The following is a 21,058-nucleotide window of genomic DNA, read 5'->3' as shown; positions in this document are numbered from 1 at the left end:
GCGGAGTTCTCGAGACGGCGACCGGTTGTCAGTGGCGACCCCTAGACTCGGAGAGCGATGAGCAGCCTCTTTGACGACAGCTTCCTGGCGGACCTCCAGAGCCCTCGCGGGCACGAGGAGGAGCACCCGCCGCCGCCCGAGGACGATCACGCTCCGGAGCCGCTTCCGGACGATCTGTTCGGCGGGAAGTTCGACGTGCCCCCGGACCGGGACGCCTACTACCGCGACGGCGCCCCGCGCCCGGCCCTGGACGCAGCAGCGCTGCTGGAGGGGCTGAACGAGAACCAGCGCGCCGCCGTCGTCCACTCCGGCACGCCCCTGCTCATCGTGGCCGGCGCCGGCTCCGGCAAGACCCGTGTGCTCACCCACCGCATCGCCCACCTGCTCGCCGAGCGGAACGTGCACCCGGGCCAGATCCTCGCGATCACCTTCACCAACAAGGCCGCGGGCGAGATGAAGGAGCGCGTCGAGCAGCTCGTCGGCCCGCGCGCGAACGCGATGTGGGTCATGACCTTCCACAGCGCGTGCGTGCGCATCCTGCGCCGCGAGTCCAAGAAGCTCGGCTTCACCTCCTCCTTCTCGATCTACGACGCCGCCGACTCCAAGCGCCTGATGGCCCTGGTCTGCCGTGACCTGGACCTGGACCCCAAGCGCTTCCCGCCCAAGTCCTTCAGCGCCAAGATCAGCAACCTGAAGAACGAGCTGATCGACGAGGAGGACTTCGCCGCCCAGGCCTCCGACGGCTTCGAGAAGACCCTCGCCCAGGCCTACGCCCTCTACCAGTCCCGGCTGCGCGAGGCGAACGCCCTCGACTTCGACGACCTGATCATGACGACGGTCAACCTGCTGCGCGCCTTCCCGGACGTCGCCGAGCACTACCGCCGCCGCTTCCGGCACGTCCTGGTCGACGAGTACCAGGACACGAACCACGCCCAGTACGCCTTGGTGCGCGAGCTGGTGGGGACCGCCGAGCGGCCCCCCGGCGAGACCGATGTACCGCCCAGCGAGTACGACGTCCCGCCCGCCGAGCTGTGCGTCGTCGGTGACGCGGACCAGTCGATCTACGCCTTCCGCGGCGCGACCATCCGCAACATCCTCCAGTTCGAGGAGGACTACCCGGACGCGACGACGATCCTGCTGGAGCAGAACTACCGCTCCACGCAGACGATCCTCTCCGCGGCCAACGCGGTCATCGAGCGCAACGAGTCCCGCCGCCCCAAGAACCTGTGGACCAACGCGGGCTCCGGCGCGCGCATCACCGGCTATGTCGCCGACACCGAGCACGACGAGGCGCAGTTCGTCGCCGACGAGATAGACCGCCTCACGGACGCGGGCGACGCGAAGGCCGGCGACGTCGCCGTCTTCTACCGCACCAACGCCCAGTCCCGTGTCTTCGAAGAGGTCTTCATCCGCGTCGGCCTGCCCTACAAGGTCGTCGGCGGCGTCCGCTTCTACGAGCGCAAGGAGGTCCGGGACGTCCTGGCCTACCTCAGGGTGCTGGCCAACCCCGAGGACTCCGTCCCGCTGCGGCGCATCCTCAACGTCCCCAAGCGCGGCATCGGCGAGCGCGCCGAGGCGATGATCGACGCCCTCTCCCAGCGGGAGAAGATCAGCTTCCCGCAGGCGCTCAAGCGGGTCGACGAGGCGTACGGCATGGCCGCGCGGTCCACGAACGCCGTCAAGCGGTTCAACACGCTGATGGAGGAGCTCCGTACGATCGTCGAGTCCGGCGCCGGACCGGCCACCATCCTGGAGGCCGTCCTCGAACGCACCGGCTATCTCGCCGAGCTCCAGGCCTCCACCGACCCGCAGGACGAGACCCGTATCGAGAACCTCCAGGAACTCGCCGCCGTGGCCCTGGAGTTCGAGCAGGAGTCGGAGGAAGGGGCCGCCGGAGGGCTGGCCGCCTTCCTGGAGCGGGTCGCGCTCGTCGCCGACTCCGACCAGATCCCCGACGAGGACGAGGAAGGCTCCGGCGTCATCACCCTGATGACCCTGCACACCGCCAAGGGCCTGGAGTTCCCCGTCGTCTTCCTCACCGGCATGGAGGACGGCGTCTTCCCGCACATGCGCGCCCTCGGCCAGACCAAGGAGCTGGAGGAGGAGCGCCGCCTGGCCTACGTCGGCATCACGCGCGCGCGTGAGCGGCTGTACCTCACGCGCGCGGCGCTGCGCAGCGCCTGGGGACAGCCGTCGTACAACCCGCCCTCCCGCTTCCTGGAGGAGATCCCGACGCAGCACGTGGACTGGAAGCGCACCGGCGCCACCGCGCCGATGTCCTCCGGCCCCGTCTCCGGGATCGCCGCCTCACTGTCCTCCTCCCGCTCGCGCTCCTCGGCGTCGGGCGCCTCCGGCTTCGCCACGCGCCGTACGGCGGCGGAGAAGCCGGTCGTCTCCCTCGCCGTCGGCGACCGCGTCACCCACGACCAGTTCGGCCTCGGCACGGTCATGGCCGTCAAGGGCACCGGCGCCAACGCCGAGGCGACCGTCGACTTCGGCGAGGCCAAGCCCAAGCGGCTGCTGCTGCGGTACGCGCCGGTGGAGAAGCTGTAGAAAGGCGAAAGCCCCGCCGACCTGTTCGGCGGGGCCTCACGCAACGCTGAAGGCTAGGACGGCTCCAGGCCGTGGCTGCGCAGCCACGGCAGCGGGTCGATCGACGAACCGCCGCCCGGACGCACCTCGAAGTGCAGGTGCGGGCCGGTGGAGTTGCCGGAGTTGCCGGAGTAGGCGATCTGGTCGCCCGCCTTGACGGTCGTACCTGAGGGGACCGTGTAGCTGGAGAGGTGGCAGTACCACGTCTCCGTACCGTCCATCGCCGTCACGATCATCATGTTGCCGTACGCGCTGTTCCACTCCGTCCGTACGGTGCCGTCGGTGGCGGCCATCACCGGAGTGCCGTACGAGACCGGGAAGTCGATGCCGGTGTGCAGGGACATCCAGTTGACGCCGGACTGGCCGTAGTAGGCGCTGAGTCCGTGCTGGGCGACCGGCAGCGCGAACTTGGGGCGCATCCGCTCCTTGCGGGCCGCCTCCTCCGCCGCGCGCTTCCGCTCCAGCTCCTGCTGCGCCTTGAGGTCGATGCGCTCCTGCGTGCGGCTCGCGCGGTCGGCGAAGTCGTCGGCCTCGGCGGTGAGGTTCGCCAGCTGGGTGTTGAACTTGTTGTTGGCGGCGGATGGTTTCACCGGAGCCGCGTCCGGGGCGGCCTGCGCGGTGGTGTCCTTGTCGTCGCCGGTCAGGGTGCCCACCGAGGCCGCGGCGATCCCGGCGACTCCCATCACACACGCCGAGGGCACGGCCACCGTCAGCAGCGCGGAGCGCTTGGCGGGCGTACGGCGACGGGAGCGGGACCCGCTGCGCGTGGCGGCGCGCGGGGCGGGGGCGGATGCCTCCTCCTGCTCGTCCAGGAGGCTCAGGGCGGGCAACTCGCCGGTGGCGGTCAGGCCGTTGTCGTCGTACGAGGCCGGCTCTTCGTACGAGACCGAGTCGTCGTACGAGACCGATTCGTCGTATGCGGTCGGCTCTTCGTACGCCGTCGGCTCTTCGTGGGAGATCTGCTCGAAGGTCGCCGTGGCCTGCTGCTCGTACTCGCCGGTCGCGGGAGCGGCGGGGCCCGTGCCGTCGGTGTTCCACTGCGTGGCGTCGTAGGCGCCGGTGTCGAAGCCCTGGGTGCCCCAGTCCCACTGCTGCGTCTGCTCCGCGGGGATGCCGGCCTGGTCGGGCTGGAGCCAGGCGCTCGCGTCCCACTGGCCGCTGACGTCGGCGGCGGTGGCCTGCGGCGGGACGAGCGGCAGATGCTGGTCGGTGGCCCAGGCCGTGGCGTCGTACGCGCCCGTGTCGTAGGCGGCCTGGTGCTGGGCCGCGTACGCGTCGTAGTTCAGGGTCTGGTGGCCGCCGGTGGACCACTGGCTGCTGTCGTAGGCGCCGGTGTCATGGCCGTCGGCGGGGAACTCGCCGAAGAGCGGGTCCGTGGCGTACGTCCCGGTCGTGTGGCCGTCGGCCGCAAAACCGGTCGCGTCGTAGCCGCCGTATGTGGTGAAGTCGCCGTACGCGGCTTCCTGGGTGCCGTACGACGCATAGGGCGCCGAGGAGGCGTCGGAAGCCGGAGCCGGGGTGGTCATGGTCCCCGACGGGTGACGGTCGTTCACCAACTTCTCTTTCGCCTCGACAACAGGGGCTGCCAGAGCAGTGCGGTGACTGTACCCGGCGGTACGCGGGCACGACAATCTTCCGCAGGTTTCGCCTCCGAAGGAAACGGGCATTCGGCCGTGTTTCGGGGGACTGCGGGCACGATATTGGCCTTGTGTTCGAGGATTGTTCGATCTTCAGGCGCTCTTGGGCGATGCCCGACCACCCTTTGAAGGGGGCTTCGGGGGTTGGGAGTGGCCTTCGAGGTGGGCTCGTACGACGTTCCGGGCGTGTTCGTACGGCGTTCCGGGCGTGCTCGTACGACGCTCCGGGTGTGCTCGTACGGCGTTCCGGGCGTGCTCGTACGACGCTCCGGGTGTGCTCGTGCGGCGTCCTGGGTGTGGTCGTACGGCAGTCGAACGGGTGAAGTCGTGCTGGTCGACGGGCGGTTGCGGCGGAGAGTCCGCCAGTTGGCGCCCCGCGTGTCACGCCACGGTGAGGCCGTCGGGGGTGGTGGTCGCCTCGGGCGTGGGGTCGGTGCTGTCCAGGGCCTGACGTATCCCGGTCGCGACTGCGGGGTGCACCGGCAGGGCGAGATGGCCGATTCCGCTCACCCGTACGTTCTGCGCCTTGAGGTCGGGGTGGTCGATCCGGGCGGTCTCCAGCGGGTCCATCAGATGGTCGAGGTCGCTCCAGAAGCTGACGAACCGCGTGTGACAGTCGGGCGCCGGCCGGGACAGCTCCTCGATCACCGGGGACCCCGGACGCATCTGGCGCACGATCGGATGCGCGTCCGCCAGTGGCACGACCCGCGTGCCCGAGTGCGGGGTGCCGAGCGTGACCAGTGTCCGCACCCGCAGATCACCGCCCAGCCGCTGCACGTAATAACGAGCGATCAGCCCGCCGAGGCTGTGGCCGACGACATCGACCTGCCGGCTGCCGGTGCGCTCGCAGATCTCCTCGATGTGCCGGCCGAGCAGCTCCGCGGCGGTGCGGATGTCGCAGGTGAGCGGTGAGTAGTTGAGCGACTCGATCCGGTGCTTGCCGTGCTGGGCCAGGCCGCGACGCAGCACCAGGAACACCGAACGGTTGTCCATGAAGCCGTGCAGCAGCACCACGGGCGGCCGGTCCTGCGCCGGCAGCCGTGCCGTGCTGTCGGACGAAGGGGCCGGGGGCAGCGAACGGCGCTCCTGGCTGATGCCGGAGGGATAGAGGAGCAGATGCCCGGCGAGGATCGCGACCTCCAGCGCGGTCGCCTTCAGGAGGGCCACGGACAGGCCGGCCAGTCTGCCGGGCAGCAGGCGCCGACAGGTCGAGTGAAGGGGCAGCAGGTCCCAGGTGACCTTCACGGCCGACCTCCCATCGGCGCACGGAGGACCGCTCCGTCCCCCGTGTGCCCTCGTGGAAAGCCGCGATGGGTGCGGTCGGCCCGGTTCGGCCGGGCCGCGCCCGAAGTGGTGGTGGGTGGCGCGGAAGGCGCCGGTGAGGTGATGAGGTCCGCCCCGCCGGTCGCGGCGGCCCGGTGCGGCTTCCCTTGCGCTTGTTCCGCCTCGGCGCGGGGAGCCCCGGCCGCGGGATGTCGCGGCGCGAGGGCCGCGAAGACTCGGAACGGTGCGCGGCGAACGTGTCCCACGTGTGATTTCCCCCTCCCTCTCCTCCGTGAAACTGCCGGGTGCGGGATGCTGGCGATAACGTTCGTTCACTTCCCCGGTTTCCGTGTGGTCCGGGGCGTCCGTGCCGTGACGGTGCCGCCCCCGGCCGGGGGCGGGGCGAGTGCGGCACCCACCCAGGGTGCGTGTGACCTGCGTCACATGTACGGGGTGTCTGATGTGTGCGGTACTTGTCGGTACGGATGGATGAAGTCGCTTCATGGAGGCAGTGATGGGTGTGGCAGCCGGTCCGATCCGCGTGGTGGTGGCCAAGCCGGGGCTCGACGGCCACGATCGCGGGGCCAAGGTGATCGCGCGGGCGCTGCGCGACGCCGGTATGGAGGTCATCTACACCGGCCTTCACCAGACCCCCGAGCAGATCGTCGACACCGCGATCCAGGAGGACGCCGACGCGATCGGGCTGTCCATCCTCTCGGGCGCCCACAACACGCTCTTCGCCGCCGTGATCGACCTGCTCCGGCAGCGTGACGCCGAGGACATCCTGGTCTTCGGCGGCGGCATCATCCCCGAGGCGGACATCGCGCCGCTGAAGGAGAAGGGCGTCGCGGAGATCTTCACCCCGGGCGCAACGACCGCGTCGATCGTGGACTGGGTCCGGGCGAACGTGCGGCAGCCGGCCGAGGCGTAGCCTCCGGCGGGGGAGCGGGTCCTCTGGCTCGGCGGGTTTGACTGGTCGGGTTGGTGGGGGTTGGGCTCTTCCGGGGTGGGTTGGGCTCTTGGGGGCTTGGGCTTTAGGGGCCTCTCTTTGGGGGCCTCGTCTTTTCGGGCCTGGCCGTTTGGGGCTGACGGGCGCGCGGTTCTTTGTGTGTGACTGGCTCGGTGGGGTTGTCGCTGGGTCGGGTGGGTTCGCTTTCGGGCTCGGGTTCCCTGAGTGGGCCCGCGGGCCCGGGCGGTCGTTCGTGGCTCGGTGGCTCGGTGGCTCGGTGGCTCGGTGGCTCGGTGGCTCGGTGGCTCGGTGGCTCGGTGGCTCGGTGCCTTGGGCGTGGCTGGCTGATCGGGCGGGGCCTGGCCGCGGTGCCTACGGTTCCTGGGTCGGACCCTCGCTCGTCGTGGCCCCCAGTTCCTCCGCCATCGCCGCGCGCAGGCGCAGGGTCGAGACCAGGCGCTGGAAGGCCTCTGCCCAGTAGCCGCCGGCGCCCGGTGAGGCGTCCTCCGGTTCCTCGGGTATGGCCAGCAGGCCGTCGAGACGGCGTGCCTCCGCCGGGTCCAGGCAGCGCTCGGCGAGACCCATGACTCCGCTGAAGCTCCACGGATAACTCCCGGCGTCCCGCGCGATGTTGAGCGCGTCCACCACGGCCTGCCCCAAGGGCGGAGCCCACGGCACGGCGCACACGCCGAGCAGCTGAAACGCCTCGGACAGTCCGTGCGTCGCGATGAACCCGGCCACCCAGTCGGCCCGTTCGTCGGCGTCCAGCGTGCCCAGCAGCTTGGCCCGCTCCGCCAGCGACACCGCGCCCGGCCCACCTGCCTCTGGAGCGGACGGTGGCCCGAGCAGCGCCCGTGACCAGGCCGGGTCCCGCTGCCGCACCGCCGCCCGGCACCAGGCCGCGTGCAACTCCCCCTGCCAGCCGTCCGCGACGGGCAACGCCACGATCTCCTGGGGCGTGCGCCTGCCGAGCCGTCCCGGCCAGGTGTCGAGCGGTGCAGCCTCCACCAACTGGCCCAGCCACCAGGACCGTTCGCCCCGTCCCGCCGGAGCGTTGGCCACGACGCCGTCCCGCTCCATGCCCGGATCGCACTCGTAAGGCGCCTCCACGCTGATCGTCGGTGACTGCAGTGTGTGGTCCAGGGCCACGCATGCCGAGGCCCGTACAGCCATCCGCGCGGCCAGCGCCGACTGCGGCAGTGCCGACAGCAACTCCGCCGCCGTGGCCCGCACATTGCGGCTGCGGTCGCCCAGCGCCTGCTCCAGGAACGGCTCGTCCCGCGGACTCAGCCTCACGCGCAGCGAGTCCAGGAACATCAGCCGGTCCTCGGCCCGCTCCACCGCCCAGGTCGACGCGAGCAGCTCGCGCGCGGCGGCAGGCTCCCGGGACCGTATCGCCGCGAGCAGCGCGACACGCTCGGCGAACAGTCCCTCCTGCCACAGCCGCCGGACCCCGTCTGTGTCCTCGAGGCGGGGCAGCGCGGCCCCGCCCCCGGGCGTGGCCCGCAGCGCGAACCGCCAGTCCGGGTTGAGCCGGGCCAGCCACAGAGCACGCCGACCCGCGAAGGTCAGGGTCGCCGGCCGCAGGTCCGTACGCCCCCGTGCCGCATCCAGCAGGGCGGGCAGCAGCTCCGGGGGCGGCGCGTAGCCGCGGGCGTTCGCCGTGGCCAGCCACTGCGGGAGCAGCTCCATGAGGTCGGGCGCGGTGCCTCGACGCCCGCCTCCCGCCGCCCCGGGCCGGTCGGCCAACAGCGCCGCGAGACGGCGGGCCGCCGCCGCGGGCAACGCCGGTCGCGGATCCCTCGGTGCCGGCTCCAGCCGCCGCGCGACCCGCCCCGCCCGCAGCCCGGCTCGCCGCCGTACGGTCTCCTGCGCGGCCGCGTCCAGGAGGGCCACGGGCGCGGGAGCCTGCCGGCGGGGCACGGGGGTGGCGGGTGCTGTGCCGGGGCCGCCGAGGGGTGTGTTGGGCTCGATGGGTGACTGGCGTGGAATCGCGTCGGGTCCGGAAGGCGGTATGCGGAGGTCGGCATCAGATTCGGCTGACGGTGTGCGGAGGTCGGTGTCGGGTCCGGCAGGTGGTGTGTGCGGGTCGGCGTCAGGTCCGGCGGGCTGCGTGTGCCGGTCAGGGGCGAGCGCGACGAGTGGTGTGCGCCGGTCCGTGCCGAGCAGGGCGGCGGTGACGAGTTGTTCCCAGACGCCCTGGTCGGGCGCTTCCGCGGAGGCGGATGGCCTGGTCATCGGCTGCTTCCTTTCGGGGCGTGGGCTTTGGATCGCTTCGGGGTGTGGAATCGGGTGGGTCAGTAAAGGGGTATGGGTTCGCCCGTCCCCGTCCCCGTCCTCGCCGCCGTCCCCGTCGGCCAGGCGGTCAGCGGCGTGAAGCCGCGGTGGCCGCACTCGCCGAAGACCTTCACCGGCGCACCGCCCGACAGGGACACCAGCCGCCACAGGCCGGGCCGGGTGCGTGCGGCAGGGGTGAGCGGCAGCGCCGCGTCCTCGGTGGCGTCGGCCAGCTGCCAGGAGTCACCGTCCGGTGTGGGCACGACCTCGTCGAGTGTCACCGGGACCGACTCCAGCCAGGGATCGTCCCGTAGCGCCTCTCCGTACCGGGCGACGGCACGCGTCACCGTCACACCCGGCGGCCGTATCGCCGTGGGCTCCGGTGGCGCGAACCTCTCCCCGAGCGCGCCCCGCAGGCTCGCCGGGTACGCGGACACCTCCGCGTCCAGCACCAGGCCCACCGGCAGCGCCAGCTCCGGAGCCCGGCCGGCGGCGCCGTAAGAGAGGAGCAGAGTCGTACGGCCGGAGTCGGCGCCGTACAGCCATATCCGGCGCGTCGTCAGTTTCGAGTCTGCTCTGTCGTACTGGGCGAGGACCAGCCAGCGGTCCCGCACCGGCGGTCCCTCAGGGGCAGCGGACAGTCCGACACGGGTGCGGACGGTGGCCGCCAGTCCTGGGGGCAGGTGTTCCCGGTGCAGCCAGCCCTGGCCGAGAAGGTGCAGCAGGGCGCACTCCTCCAGCAGGCGCACGGGCCAGCCCGGGCCGGAGGACGCCGTGGCCCCCAACTCCCTTACTCTCGCGGCCAGGCCCGGGGCCTGCGCATCGACCATGCGGGCCGCGGTCTCCTCCCACAGGCCGTATCCCGTCTGCTCCACCGTGGCCAGGCCGCCGCGCAGCAGGTCCGTCAGGCGCTGCTCCAACTCCGTGACCCCTGCCGTGATGCGCTCGGCTCGCCGCTCCGTCCTGCGCCGCGCCGACGCCACCGAGTCGGAGGACGGTCCCCCCGAAGTCCCGTGCTCAGACCCTGGCTTCTCTTCGCTCCCGCTCTCCCTTCTCCCCTCTATCCACTGCTCCGCCCACTCCGGAGCCCGCCCCCGGGGCACCGCGCCTCTGCCGGCTCCGTCCGCCCACAGCAACAGCAGCCCGAGCGCGTGTTTGCACGGGAACTTCTGACTTGGGCAACTGCACGTGTATGCGGGACCCGAGGCGTTCGCGACGTCGACGGCCGTGCGGTACGGCCGGCTGCCGCTGCCCTTGCACAGTCCCCACACCGCCCCCTCGTCGGACCCCGTCTCGGACCACGGCCCGGCCGCACCGAGCCTGCTTCCCGCATCGCGTGACGCGGCGTCAGGCGCCAGTGCCAGCACCTGGTCCGCCGTCCAGCGCACCCCCTGCTGTGTCATGTCATCGAAGGTAGATCCCCCCACTGACAATCGGGCCCGGCGTGGGCGTTTGCGCAGGTCGGAACGCATTGTCAGTGGCGTGGTGCACGGTGGAGTCAGATCCGAACCGGCCGAGCTGGAGGGGGCACTCAGCCATGTCCGTGTCCATCGAAACGAAGCCCGACGATCCGACGACCACCGATCCGACGACCACCGATCTGACGACCACCGATCCGACGACCACGGATCCAACGAACTCGACCGACCCGACGACCACCACCCGAGCGACCGACGCCGAGGTCGGCTCGGAGGCACTGCGGCCCCACGCCGAGCACGCCTTCGCCGATGAACTCGCCGTGCTGGCCGCGCACGACGACCGGCCGCGCCCGGCCCGCTGGAAGCTGTCGCCGTGGGCGGTGTCCCTGTATCTGCTCGGCGGCACCCTGCCCGACGGCACCGTGATCACACCGAAGTACGTGGGGCCGCGCCGCATCGTCGAGGTCGCCGTCACCACGCTCGCGACCGACCGCGCCCTGCTGCTCCTCGGAGTCCCCGGCACCGCGAAGACCTGGGTGTCCGAGCATCTGGCCGCGGCGGTCAGCGGCGACTCGACCCTGCTCGTGCAGGGCACCGCGGGCACTCCGGAGGAGGCCATCCGGTACGGGTGGAACTACGCGCAGCTCCTCGCGCAAGGCCCCAGCCGTGACGCCCTCGTGCCCAGCCCCGTCATGCGGGCGATGGCGGAGGGCATGACGGCCCGGGTCGAGGAGCTGACCCGCATACCTGCCGACGTGCAGGACTCGCTGATCACGATCCTTTCGGAGAAGACCCTGCCGATACCCGAGCTGGGTCAGGAGGTGCAGGCCGTTCGCGGCTTCAATCTGATCGCTACTGCCAACGACCGTGACCGCGGGGTCAACGACCTGTCCAGCGCGCTGCGCCGCCGCTTCAACACGGTGGTGCTGCCGCTGCCCGAGAGTGTGGAGGCGGAGGTCGACATCGTCTCGCGGCGCGTCGACCAGATAGGCCGTTCCCTGGATCTGCCGGCGGTGCCCGACGGGATCGACGAGATCCGCCGCGTGGTGACGGTCTTCCGCGAACTGCGCGACGGGGTCACGTCCGACGGCCGTACGAAGGTGAAGTCGCCCAGCGGCACCCTCTCGACGGCTGAGGCGATCTCCGTCGTCACCAGCGGCCTGGCGCTGGCCGCTCACTTCGGCGACGGCGTGCTGCGGCCGGGCGATGTCGCCGCCGGCATCCTCGGCGCCGTCGTCCGCGATCCGGCGGCCGACCGGGTCGTCTGGCAGGAGTACCTGGAGACGGTGGTGCGTGAACGGGACGGCTGGACGGACTTCTACCGCGCCTGCCGGGAGGTGACGGCGTGAAGAACAACACCTCGATCTGGGGCCAGGCCGGCAAGGGCCGCACGGCCGCGGTGCTGACGCGCACGCACGTGAACTCCGATGACGACGACACGGCTTGGCCGCGGTGACCGTAGTCGTCGAACGTCACAGTGCGTGAGCGGCACGGAGTGCGAGGCAACGAAATGCGGGGGTCAGGGCCTCTTTATGAGTGACGCTGCGTGCGCCGGGAGCGGGACGGCGTGAGGCCCGGGGTGGCGGGCGGAGTCGAGAACGGTGCGAGCTGCAAGTGAAGCGAAGGAGGTGTGAAGTGATGGGTGTTGACGGAGGCGTGAGGGGACCTTCCGGTTCCGGGCCCGTGCTGCTCGGGGTGCGGCATCACGGACCGGGGTCGGCGCGAGCCGTGCGGGCGGCGCTCGACGAGGTGCGGCCCGGCGTCGTGCTGATCGAAGGACCGCCCGAGGCCGACGTACTCGTGCCGCTGGCCGCCGACCTGGACATGCGTCCGCCGGTGGCGCTCCTCGCCCACGCCGTGGACGAGCCGGGCCGCTCGGCCTTCTGGCCGCTCGCCGACTTCTCCCCGGAGTGGATCGCCTTGCGCTGGGCCCTGGAGCACGGGGTCCCCGCCCGTTTCATCGACCTGCCCGCCACTCACACGCTGGCCTGGGGAAAGGAGGAGGACACAGACGACGCCGACATCCCCGAGACCGCGGAGGGGGCGGAGGGCATGGAGGGCTCGGGGGACGCACAGAGCGCGGTCGGGCGGGACGTCCGGCTCGACCCGCTCGCCCTGCTCGCGGAGATCGCCGGCTACGACGACCCCGAGCGCTGGTGGGAGGACGTCGTCGAGCACCGAGGTGACCCGGGGGACACGGACGTGCTCGCACCGTTCGCCGCGGTCGAGGAGGCCATGGGGGCGCTGCGGGAGGCCTATGGCACCGGGGGCCACGACCGGGACCCGGTGCGGGAGGCGTACATGCGGCTCCAGGTGCGCGGTGCGCAGCGGGAGTTCGGTGACGGTGTGGCCGTGGTGTGCGGGGCATGGCATGTGCCCGCGCTGCGGCTGCGGACCACCGTCGCGGCCGACAGGGCGCTGCTCAAGGGGCTGCCCAAGGTGAAGGCCGAGCTGACCTGGGTGCCGTGGACGTACCGCAGGCTGGCGCGGGCCGGCGGGTACGGGGCGGGGATCGACTCACCAGGCTGGTACGGGCATCTGTTCGCTGCGCCCGACCGGCCCGTGGAGCGGTGGATGACCAAGGTAGCGGGGCTGCTGCGGGCCGAGGACCGCACCGTCTCTCCGGCGCATGTCATCGAGGCCGTGCGGCTGGCCGAGACACTCGCCGCGCTGCGCGGCCGCCCGCTGCCCGGCCTGAGCGAGACCACCGACGCGGTGCGGGCGGTGATGTGCGAGGGCTCGGACGTGCCGCTCGCGCTGGTCCGGGACCGGCTGGTGGTGGGGGACGTGCTGGGCCAGGTCCCCGCCACGGCACCCGCGGTGCCCCTGCAGCGGGACCTGGACCGGCAGCAGCGCCGGCTGCGGCTCAAGCCGGAGGCGGCCGAGCGTGAGCTGGAGCTCGATGTGCGCAAGGAGACCGACGCCGAGCGCAGCAGACTGCTGCACCGGCTGCGGCTGCTGGGCGTCCCCTGGGGCGAACCGGCAGTCTCGCGGGGCAGCACCGGCACCTTCCGGGAGACCTGGCGGTTGCGCTGGGAGCCGGAGCTGTCGCTGCGGGTCGCCGAAGCGGGCGTGTGGGGGACGACCGTGCTGTCCGCGGCGAACTCGAAAGCCGAGGCCGACGCCGTCGCCGCACGGACACTCGCCGACGTGACCGCACTGGCCGAGCGGTGTCTGGCGGCCGGACTGCCCGATGCACTCCCGGCGGTGATGCGGGTGCTCGCCGACCGCGCCGCGCTGGACACGGACGTCGGCCACCTCGCCCAGGCCCTGCCCGCCCTGGTGCGTTCGCTGCGCTACGGAGATGTGCGGGGCACGGACACCGGCGCGCTCGCGGAGGTCGCCGTGGGGCTGGCCGAGCGGATCTTCGTCGGGTTGCTTCCGGCCTGCACCGCGTTGGACGGGGACGCTGCCGACGAGATGCGACGCCATGTGGACGCCGTGCACGGGGCGGTGGGCCTGCTGGCGGACGAGGAGATACCCGGGCCGGCGGACCGTGCCGGGTTGCGGGCCCGTTGGCAGCGGGTGCTGGGGGCCCTGTCGGACCGGGACAGAGTGCCCGGCGTCATCCGGGGCCGGGCCGTGCGGCTGCTGCTGGACGGCGGGGGGCTGGCGCAGGAGGAGGCGGCGCGGCTGATGGGGCTGGCCCTGTCCCCGGGCACACCACCGGCCGACGCGGCAGCGTGGATCGAGGGCTTCGTGGGCGGAGGCTCCGGCGGCGGCCTGCTGCTGGTGCACGACGAGCAACTCCTCACCCTGGTCGACGACTGGCTGACCAGAGTGCCGACGGAGGCATTCACCGACGTCCTGCCCCTGCTGCGGCGCACCTTCTCGGCGTACGAGCCGGGAGTTCGCCGCACGCTCGGCGAACTGGTGCGGCGCGCGCCGGGCGAGCGGGGGAGAGCCACGGCCGTCGGAGCCGGGACACCGGGGTTCGCGGCCGACCTGGACAGGGAACGGGCCGACGCGGCGCTTCCGGTGGTGCGGCTGCTGTTGGGGCTGGAAGCGGGGATGTCGGGTGCCGGGCTCGAAGGACGTGGGGAGGTGGGAGAGGTGGGGGCGCCGGCTGTGAGCCCCGAAGTACGGGCGGAGACGGGTTGCCAGGTGTGAGCCCCAGAGAACCCGCGGAGGTAAGTGTTGCGGGGCGTTGACCTCGAAGCGGCTGCGAAGCCCGAGTTGTCAGGCGTTGACCTCGAAGCATTGGCAGAGCCCGAGTTGTCAGGTGCTGACCTCGAAGAGCATCCGGAGGTGAGGAGATGACAGTGGGACCGGTGGACGTCGCCGCGCAGGAGCGGCTGCGGCGGTGGCGGCTCGTGCTGGGTGGGGACGGGGCGGACGGCACGGGATGTGAGCTCGCCGGGCAGGATGCGGCGATGGATGGGGCGCTTGCCGCGCTCTACGGAAAGGGGGACGAGCCGCGGGCGGCGGGGCTCGGGGCGTCGGCGCCGTCCGTAGCGCGCTGGCTCGGGGACATCCGGACGTACTTCCCTTCCTCGGTCGTGCAGGTCATGCAGCGCGACGCGATCGACCGCCTGGGGCTGTCCGCGCTGCTGCTGGAGCCGGAGATGCTGGAGGCGGTCGAGCCGGACGTCCACCTGGTCGGCACGTTGCTGTCGCTCAACAAGGCGATGCCGGAGACGACGAGGGAGACGGCACGGGCCGTCGTGCGCAAGGTCGTCGAGGAGTTGGAGAGGCGGCTCGCCCCGCGTACCAGGGCCGCGCTCACCGGCGCCCTGGACCGCAGCGCACGGGTGCAGCGGCCGCGCCACCGTGACATCGACTGGAACCGCACCATCGCGGCCAACCTCAAGCACTACCTGCCCGAGCACCGCACGATCGTGCCCGAGCGGCTCGTCGGCTACGGGAGAGCGTCCCAGTCCCTGCAGAAGGAGATCGTGCTCTGTATCGACCAGTCGGGGTCGATGGCGACGTCGGTGGTGTACGCGTCGGTGTTCGGGGCGGTGCTGGCGTCCATGCGGTCGATCAGCACCCGGTTGGTCGTGTTCGACACCGCGGTCGCCGACCTCACCGATCGGCTCGACGACCCCGTCGACGTCCTCTTCGGCACCCAGCTGGGCGGGGGCACGGACATCAACCGGGCGCTCGCGTACTGCCAGTCGCAGATCACCCGGCCCGCGGAGACGGTGGTCGTGCTGATCAGCGACCTGTACGAGGGGGGCGTACGGGAGGAGATGCTGCGGCGGGTCGCGGCGATGAAGGCGGCGGGGGTGCAGTTCGTGGCGTTGCTGGCGCTGTCGGACGAGGGGGCGCCGGCGTACGACCGGGAGCACGCGGCGGCGTTGGCGGCACTGGACGCACCGGCCTTCGCCTGTACGCCCGATCTGTTTCCGGAGGTCATAGCGGCGGCGATGGAGAAGCGCCCGCTTCCGATACCGGACACCTCATGACGGAGGAGGGAAAACGGATATGAGTACTCATCGGTAACAGGGGGCTTGCGCAACCGCAGGAGTCCCGTGCAAGGATCGAGGCCCGTGCCGGTGAGTCGAGCTCCGCTCGTCGACACCGCCCAGCACGCACCCCGCACGCACCCCTTGCACCGAACACCCGCGACCTCGCGCCACCCTGGCGATGGCGCACCGCCATCCGCGATATCGCACCGATTGTCTGCGATTCGTTCCGCCCGCACCGGAGGACTCTCCCCTGTTGACCTGCTCAGCCGTGTTGCCCGGTGCCGCCGTGCGCGTGATGCGCGCCGCGGTGGGGCGGCATGCGCTGCGGGTGGTGCTGCTGGTGGGTGGGTTGTTCGTGGTGGGGTTGCTGTGGGGTGGGGAGGCGCGTGCGGCGGAATCGGCCGGGGCTGCTGACTCGGTGGCGGCGGTCGAGGTCGATGCCGTCTCCTCTGACGCTGTCTCTGCTGTGATCCCTGCCGAGGGGCAGACCGTCGCCTCTTCGGACGAGCAGCGGCTACGGATGGTCGGCGCGACCGCGGAGTCGGCGGGCAAGGGGTTCGACGGGCTCAACGGGCTCGACGGTCTCGCGGGGTTCAGCGAAGACGCGCCGGCCTTGCCATACCCCTCAGAATCACCCGCCCCGGCCCCATCGCTGCCCTCCCCGTCCCTGCCCTCCCCATCCCTGCCCTCCCCATCCCTGCCGGACCCTGCCACCGGCCTGACCACCCTCCCCGACCTCTCCCTGCTGCCCAGCGCGCAGCCCGAGTCCGGGCTTCCCGGCCTGGACGAGGTGCCCGTGTTCCCGGCTCCCTCCGGGCTGCCCGGCGCCGATCAGCTGGACGTGGCCCCGCGGCCCGTCGTCCCGCAGGGCTTCGCTGCCGAGGCACTGGACAGGGCGCTCTCAGGGGCGCCCACCGAGGCCGATGCTGCGCACCACGCCACCGGGCGCGGCGCCACCCTGCAAGGTCAGGGCACCTTTGCCGAGCTCGAGCTCACCGGCGCCTCCTCCAGGGCGGCGGACGCCACAGCACACCCCGCCCGTGGCACAGACGTCCCGCAGGGGCCGCTTCCTGCGGACGGTGGGCCGGTGAACGGGTCGGCGGGGGACAGCGGATCGCCGCGGCACGGGGATGCGCAGGCCGTGACCGTGAACGACCGGGCGTCGCTGTGGCTGTGGGCCGGCGCCGCCGTACGGGCCGATGTGCCCGGGACCCGGGACAGGCACCGGGACATCCCTGTCTTCCCCGGCTAGGGCAGGCCGTACCGCCCCGTAGACCTGCCGCGCGGGGGCGGATCAGGTCTGCCCGCCCCGTTCCGGATGCCGTATCAGGTGTCTCCGGACGGGAAGCCGGTGCGCCGCATCACCTCACGTCCGCTGGTCCTCTCTCCCGGACCGCGCACGGATTCGGCGCCGCCATGTCCCCAAGTCCCCTGGTGCGAGCCCGGCCGACGGTCACCGACCCGGCGTGGGGAGCTCGCGCCGTTCCGGGGCCCGGAGTCCTGACGCTCCGGGGCCGCGGAAGTCCTTTAAGGATCTGACGTACGCATGAACAAGAACATCCGCCGCTCCATCGTGATCGCCGCCGGTGTCACCGGTGCGTGGGCGCTCGGCTCCACGGTCGCCAGCGCCGACGAACTGCCCGCCTCCTCGCTGTCCGTCTCGGACGTCACGGACCTCACCGACCTCACCGACACCGACCTCACGGATGTCATGGAGGGCACGGACAGCACGTCCGACACAGTGCCCGGCACCGTCTCGGGCGCGACGGCCGACGCCGGTGACACGCTCGCCGGTGTCACCGAGTCCGCCACCGGCACCCTCACCAGCACCCTCACCGACACGGCCACCGGCACGGTCGAGGGCGCGCAGCGGACCGCCGTCGCGACGCCCGGGAGTGTGAGCGATCAGGCGCGGCGGTACGTCGACGCCGAGGTGAGTGTCCCGAAGGCCGCCCAGGTCCGGGGTGCGCAGGCGATCAAGGGGGCCCAGTCGGCGCGTGCGGCGAAGGCGGCGCAGGCTGCCGAGGCCGCTCGGTCGGGTGTCGGCACGGCCGATGCCACGGCCGACCAGGTCGGCGACGAGGTGCCGACGCCGCACACGCCCGGCGGTTTCATCGACTACCTCTTCGGCCCGCTGTCCGCCTTCGCGCCCGAGCTCGAGAAGGCGCTGGCGGCCGCGCAGACGCGCCTGCAGGGCACGCAGGGAGTGGCTCGCGCCCAGGCGCAGGAGGTCGACGGCGTCGTACGGACCAAGGCGCAGCAGACCGTCGCCGCGGCGGGCCGCCCGGCGGCCGGTGTGACCCCGGCGGCGCAGACGGCCGCCGCAGGCGCGCAGGGCCGCGCCGGCCAGGTCACCGGCCAGGTCACCGGCCAGGTCACCCGCCAAGCCATCGGCCAGGTCACCCGCCAAGCCACCGGCCAGGCCGGGACGACCGCGAACACCGCCACCACGGCCGCCCGCGCCTCCGTCGCCGACGTCCCGGCCCACGTCACGGGCACGGCGAACGGCGTCCACCAGCAAGTCGTCAACACGGTCGGCACCACCCGCCGGCAGGCGACCGACACGGTCACCAGCACCCAGGCCCAGGCTCACGCCCAGGCCCAGGCCCAGGCTCACCGCACGGTCGGCGCCGCCCAGGCATCGGCTCTCGCCACCGCAGGCACGGCCCGCCGGCAGGCGACCGCCACCGGTGCCGCCGTAGCGCAGGAGACCGTCGCGGCCGCGGTGCCGCCGGTCGTGGGGTCGGCCGTCGGCGGGGTCACCCCGGTGGCGCAGTCGGCTGTGCGCGGGGTCGTGCCGGTGGCCGGGCATGCCGTGGACGGTGCGGTGCCTGTCGCGACCGGTGCGGTGCAGGGCGTGCAGCCGGTCGCAGGGACCGCCGTGCAGGGCGTCGTACCCGTCGCCGGGCAGGCGGTGGCGGGTGTCGGGGCGACCGCGTCGCACACCGTCGACGCCGCGACCGGGCTGGCGTACGGCGTCGTGGCGGACGTACGACCCGTCGCGGACGGGCTGGTCCACGGTGTCGCGCCCGTCGCCGGGCAGGCGGTCGCCGAGGTGCGGGGTGTCGCCGGCGGGGCCGTCGCCGGTGTGCAGCCGGTCGCGGGAGGGGCGGTCGCCGGGGTGCGGACCGTCGCCGGGGGCGTGGTGGCCGACGTGCCGCCGTACGCGACCGGGCTGGCCGGCCAGGTCACCGACGACGCCACGGCCGCCGTGCTGCCGCCCGTCGCGCACACCGTCGTGCACGGGGTCGTGCCCGTCGCCGGTCAGGCCGTCGTGGACGCGGGCACGCTGGCGTACGGCGTCCAGGGCGATGTGCGGCCCTTCGCGAGCGGCGTCGCCGCGGACGTACCGCCGCTGGCGTACGGCGTCGTCGGCCAGGCCGACGGCTTCGCCGGGGGCGTCGCAGGGGAGGTGCCGGCGTTCGCGCACGGGGTCACCGCAACGGTCCAGCCGACCGTCGACCGGGTCGCCTACCTCGCCGACCAGGTCGTCGACACGGTCGGGCAGACCGCGCAGCCGGTCGTGCGGGGCGTCGGCGGCAGCACGACCGCGCTGGCGTACGGCGTCGCGGACGAGGTCACGCCCTTCGCGGGTGGCGTGAGCGGCCAGGTCGACCCGTTCGCGTACGGCGTCGCCGGGCAGGCCGGGTACTTCGCCCAGGACCTGACCGGCACGATCCACACCGGCGCGGACCCCCTCGCCCACCACGCCGTCGGCGGCGCCCAGGGCATCGCCGGGTCCGCCACCCCGGGCTACGCGCCCCACGTGGACCCCCGCGTCTGACACAACACACCAGTCACCAGTCACCAGTCACCGGTCACCGGTCACCAGTCACCGGTCACGGGGCACCGGCCTCGCCCTCGGCGCCCACGCGAACCACGGCGCCCGAGGGCGGGGCCCCACCCACACACGCGTCCGCACCCGCACCCGCACCCACACCCGCGCACCCCCTACCCACCCACACGGCCGAACCCTCGAACACCGTCCCCGAAACCAGTCCGTGCCCCCTACCCGCCCCCTCCTCCCACCAGAAAAGGCCTGTTCAGAGGCCTTGCCCAGCCCGTCGCGGCCCCGTGAGGCCCCCTTCGCCCCCGCTCACACCTGGCACCGCGTGTCAGTGAGCACGGCATCATGTGACAGGTATCACCGCTCAGGTGTGACCCTCGATTTAGGGGCCCCCTGAAAGCAGCGATAACCTGCGAGACGGACATGCCGCGCGCTCGGACACCGTGTGCGCCTCCCTTGTGACAGCGGACGTCACGTTGCCCTTCGCGGCACGCCCACGCATCCAACGAACCGCGAGATCACTGATAGGGACGGAAGCGCGTGGACCTGTTCGAGTACCAGGCGAGGGACCTCTTCGCCAAGCACGATGTACCGGTGCTGGCCGGTGAAGTCATCGACACGCCTGAGGCGGCGCGCGAGATCACCGAGCGTCTGGGCGGCAAGTCCGTCGTCAAGGCGCAGGTGAAGGTCGGTGGTCGCGGCAAGGCCGGCGGCGTCAAGCTGGCCGCCTCCGCGGACGAGGCCGTCGCCCGCGCGACGGACATCCTCGGCATGGACATCAAGGGCCACACGGTCCACAAGGTGATGATCGCCGAGACGGCCCCGGAGATCCTCGAGGAGTACTACGTCTCCTTCCTCCTCGACCGTGCCAACCGCACCTTCCTCTCCATCGCCTCCGTCGAGGGCGGCATGGAGATCGAGGAGGTGGCGGCCACCCGTCCGGAGGCCGTCGCCAAGATCGCGATCGACGCCATCGACGGCGTGGACGAGGCCAAGGCCCGCGAGATCGTCGAGGCCGCCAAGTTCCCGGCCGAGGTCGCCGACAAGGTCGTGAACGTCCTCGTCAAGCTGTGGGACACCTTCATCAAGTCGGACGCCCTCCTCGTCGAGGTCAACCCGCTCGCGAAGGTCGCCTCCGGCGAGGTCATCGCGCTCGACGGCAAGGTGTCGCTCGACGACAACGCCGAGTTCCGTCACCCCGAGTACGAGGAGCTCCACGACAAGGCCGCCGCCAACCCGCTCGAGGCGGCTGCCAAGGAGAAGGGCCTCAACTACGTCAAGCTCGAGGGCGAGGTCGGCATCATCGGCAACGGCGCCGGTCTCGTCATGAGCACCCTGGACGTCGTCGCGTACGCCGGTGAGAACCACGGCAACGTCAAGCCGGCCAACTTCCTGGACATCGGCGGTGGCGCCTCCGCCCAGGTCATGGCCAACGGTCTGGAGATCATCCTCGGCGACCCGGACGTCAAGTCCGTCTTCGTCAACGTCTTCGGCGGCATCACCGCCTGCGACGAGGTCGCCAACGGCATCGTCCAGGCCCTGAAGCTCCTCGAGGACCGCGGCGAGAACGTCACCAAGCCGCTGGTCGTCCGCCTCGACGGCAACAACGCCGAGCTGGGCCGACAGATCCTCACCGACGCCAACCACCCGCTGGTCCAGCGCGTCGACACCATGGACGGCGCGGCCGACAAGGCCGCCGAGCTGGCCCACGCCGCAAAGTAAGC

12 protein-coding genes are annotated in these 21,058 nt (G+C 72.2%); 8 read left to right on the top strand and 4 right to left on the bottom strand.

Translation table 11 applies throughout. From position 1 onward, the window contains the following. Positions 1–57: 57 nt before the first annotated feature. Entirely contained in the window at positions 58–2,553 is a 2,496-nt protein-coding gene (gene pcrA, locus ACIQ6Y_RS29970; RefSeq protein ID WP_404043546.1) for a DNA helicase PcrA, read from the top strand. Between the two features lie 53 nt (positions 2,554–2,606). Here the strand turns inward: pcrA and ACIQ6Y_RS29965 are convergent, their stop codons facing one another. After that, positions 2,607–4,259, bottom strand: a complete 1,653-nt coding sequence (locus ACIQ6Y_RS29965; protein WP_404043544.1) for a peptidoglycan DD-metalloendopeptidase family protein — start codon at positions 4,257–4,259, stop codon at positions 2,607–2,609. A 351-nt stretch (positions 4,260–4,610) separates the two neighbouring features. After that, a complete protein-coding gene (locus tag ACIQ6Y_RS29960; RefSeq protein ID WP_404043542.1) occupies positions 4,611–5,474 on the bottom strand; it encodes an esterase/lipase family protein in 864 nt (287 codons plus the stop codon). Positions 5,475–6,006: 532 nt separating this feature from the next. Here ACIQ6Y_RS29960 and ACIQ6Y_RS29955 point away from each other — a divergent pair. Next, entirely contained in the window at positions 6,007–6,423 is a 417-nt protein-coding gene (locus tag ACIQ6Y_RS29955; protein WP_399650006.1) for a cobalamin B12-binding domain-containing protein, read from the top strand. A gap of 390 nt (positions 6,424–6,813) precedes the next feature. Here ACIQ6Y_RS29955 and ACIQ6Y_RS29950 read toward each other — a convergent pair whose 3' ends face one another. Continuing rightward, positions 6,814–8,679, bottom strand: coding sequence for a DUF5691 domain-containing protein (locus tag ACIQ6Y_RS29950; protein ID WP_404043540.1), 1,866 nt, complete (start codon positions 8,677–8,679; stop codon positions 6,814–6,816). 59 nt (positions 8,680–8,738) lie between these two features. Further along, positions 8,739–10,121: an SWIM zinc finger domain-containing protein gene (locus tag ACIQ6Y_RS29945; protein WP_404043538.1), complete on the bottom strand. Its 1,383-nt coding sequence runs from the start codon at positions 10,119–10,121 to the stop codon at positions 8,739–8,741. Positions 10,122–10,255: 134 nt separating this feature from the next. Between ACIQ6Y_RS29945 and ACIQ6Y_RS29940 the strand changes: the two genes are divergently transcribed. From ACIQ6Y_RS29940 to sucC, 6 genes are all read left to right on the top strand, one after another. Then, the gene (locus ACIQ6Y_RS29940) at positions 10,256–11,485 is read left to right on the top strand and encodes an AAA family ATPase (RefSeq protein ID WP_404043536.1); all 1,230 of its coding nucleotides are present in this window, start codon (positions 10,256–10,258) and stop codon (positions 11,483–11,485) included. Between the two features lie 289 nt (positions 11,486–11,774). Then, entirely contained in the window at positions 11,775–14,246 is a 2,472-nt protein-coding gene (locus tag ACIQ6Y_RS29935) for a DUF5682 family protein (protein WP_404043534.1), read from the top strand. A gap of 146 nt (positions 14,247–14,392) precedes the next feature. Beyond that, positions 14,393–15,544: a VWA domain-containing protein gene (locus tag ACIQ6Y_RS29930; protein ID WP_404043532.1), complete on the top strand. Its 1,152-nt coding sequence runs from the start codon at positions 14,393–14,395 to the stop codon at positions 15,542–15,544. A gap of 256 nt (positions 15,545–15,800) precedes the next feature. Continuing rightward, a complete protein-coding gene (locus ACIQ6Y_RS29925) occupies positions 15,801–16,799 on the top strand; it encodes a hypothetical protein (protein ID WP_404043530.1) in 999 nt (332 codons plus the stop codon). A 294-nt stretch (positions 16,800–17,093) separates the two neighbouring features. Next, positions 17,094–19,331, top strand: coding sequence for a hypothetical protein (locus ACIQ6Y_RS29920; protein ID WP_404043528.1), 2,238 nt, complete (start codon positions 17,094–17,096; stop codon positions 19,329–19,331). A 543-nt stretch (positions 19,332–19,874) separates the two neighbouring features. Beyond that, entirely contained in the window at positions 19,875–21,056 is a 1,182-nt protein-coding gene (sucC, locus tag ACIQ6Y_RS29915; RefSeq protein WP_404043526.1) for an ADP-forming succinate--CoA ligase subunit beta, read from the top strand. The last annotated feature ends 2 nt before the right edge of the window (positions 21,057–21,058 follow it).

This window comes from Streptomyces sp. NPDC096205 (assembly GCF_044763135.1).
GTDB lineage: Bacteria > Actinomycetota > Actinomycetes > Streptomycetales > Streptomycetaceae > Streptomyces.
The sequence above is the reverse complement of the archived record's forward strand: the minus strand, read 5'-3'. Positions and strand labels throughout refer to the sequence as shown.

What these genes read in the sequence shown, in the direction of transcription:
- pcrA (WP_404043546.1), top strand. Translation starts at nt 58, where the DNA reads ATGAGCAGCCTCTTTGACGACAGCTTCCTGGCGGACCTCCAGAGCCCT.
- ACIQ6Y_RS29965 (WP_404043544.1), bottom strand. Translation starts at nt 4,259, where the DNA reads ATGCCCGTTTCCTTCGGAGGCGAAACCTGCGGAAGATTGTCGTGCCCG.
- ACIQ6Y_RS29955 (WP_399650006.1), top strand. Translation starts at nt 6,007, where the DNA reads ATGGGTGTGGCAGCCGGTCCGATCCGCGTGGTGGTGGCCAAGCCGGGG.
- ACIQ6Y_RS29950 (WP_404043540.1), bottom strand. Translation starts at nt 8,679, where the DNA reads ATGACCAGGCCATCCGCCTCCGCGGAAGCGCCCGACCAGGGCGTCTGG.
- ACIQ6Y_RS29945 (WP_404043538.1), bottom strand. Translation starts at nt 10,121, where the DNA reads ATGACACAGCAGGGGGTGCGCTGGACGGCGGACCAGGTGCTGGCACTG.
- ACIQ6Y_RS29940 (WP_404043536.1), top strand. Translation starts at nt 10,256, where the DNA reads ATGTCCGTGTCCATCGAAACGAAGCCCGACGATCCGACGACCACCGAT.
- ACIQ6Y_RS29935 (WP_404043534.1), top strand. Translation starts at nt 11,775, where the DNA reads ATGGGTGTTGACGGAGGCGTGAGGGGACCTTCCGGTTCCGGGCCCGTG.
- ACIQ6Y_RS29930 (WP_404043532.1), top strand. Translation starts at nt 14,393, where the DNA reads ATGACAGTGGGACCGGTGGACGTCGCCGCGCAGGAGCGGCTGCGGCGG.
- ACIQ6Y_RS29920 (WP_404043528.1), top strand. Translation starts at nt 17,094, where the DNA reads ATGAACAAGAACATCCGCCGCTCCATCGTGATCGCCGCCGGTGTCACC.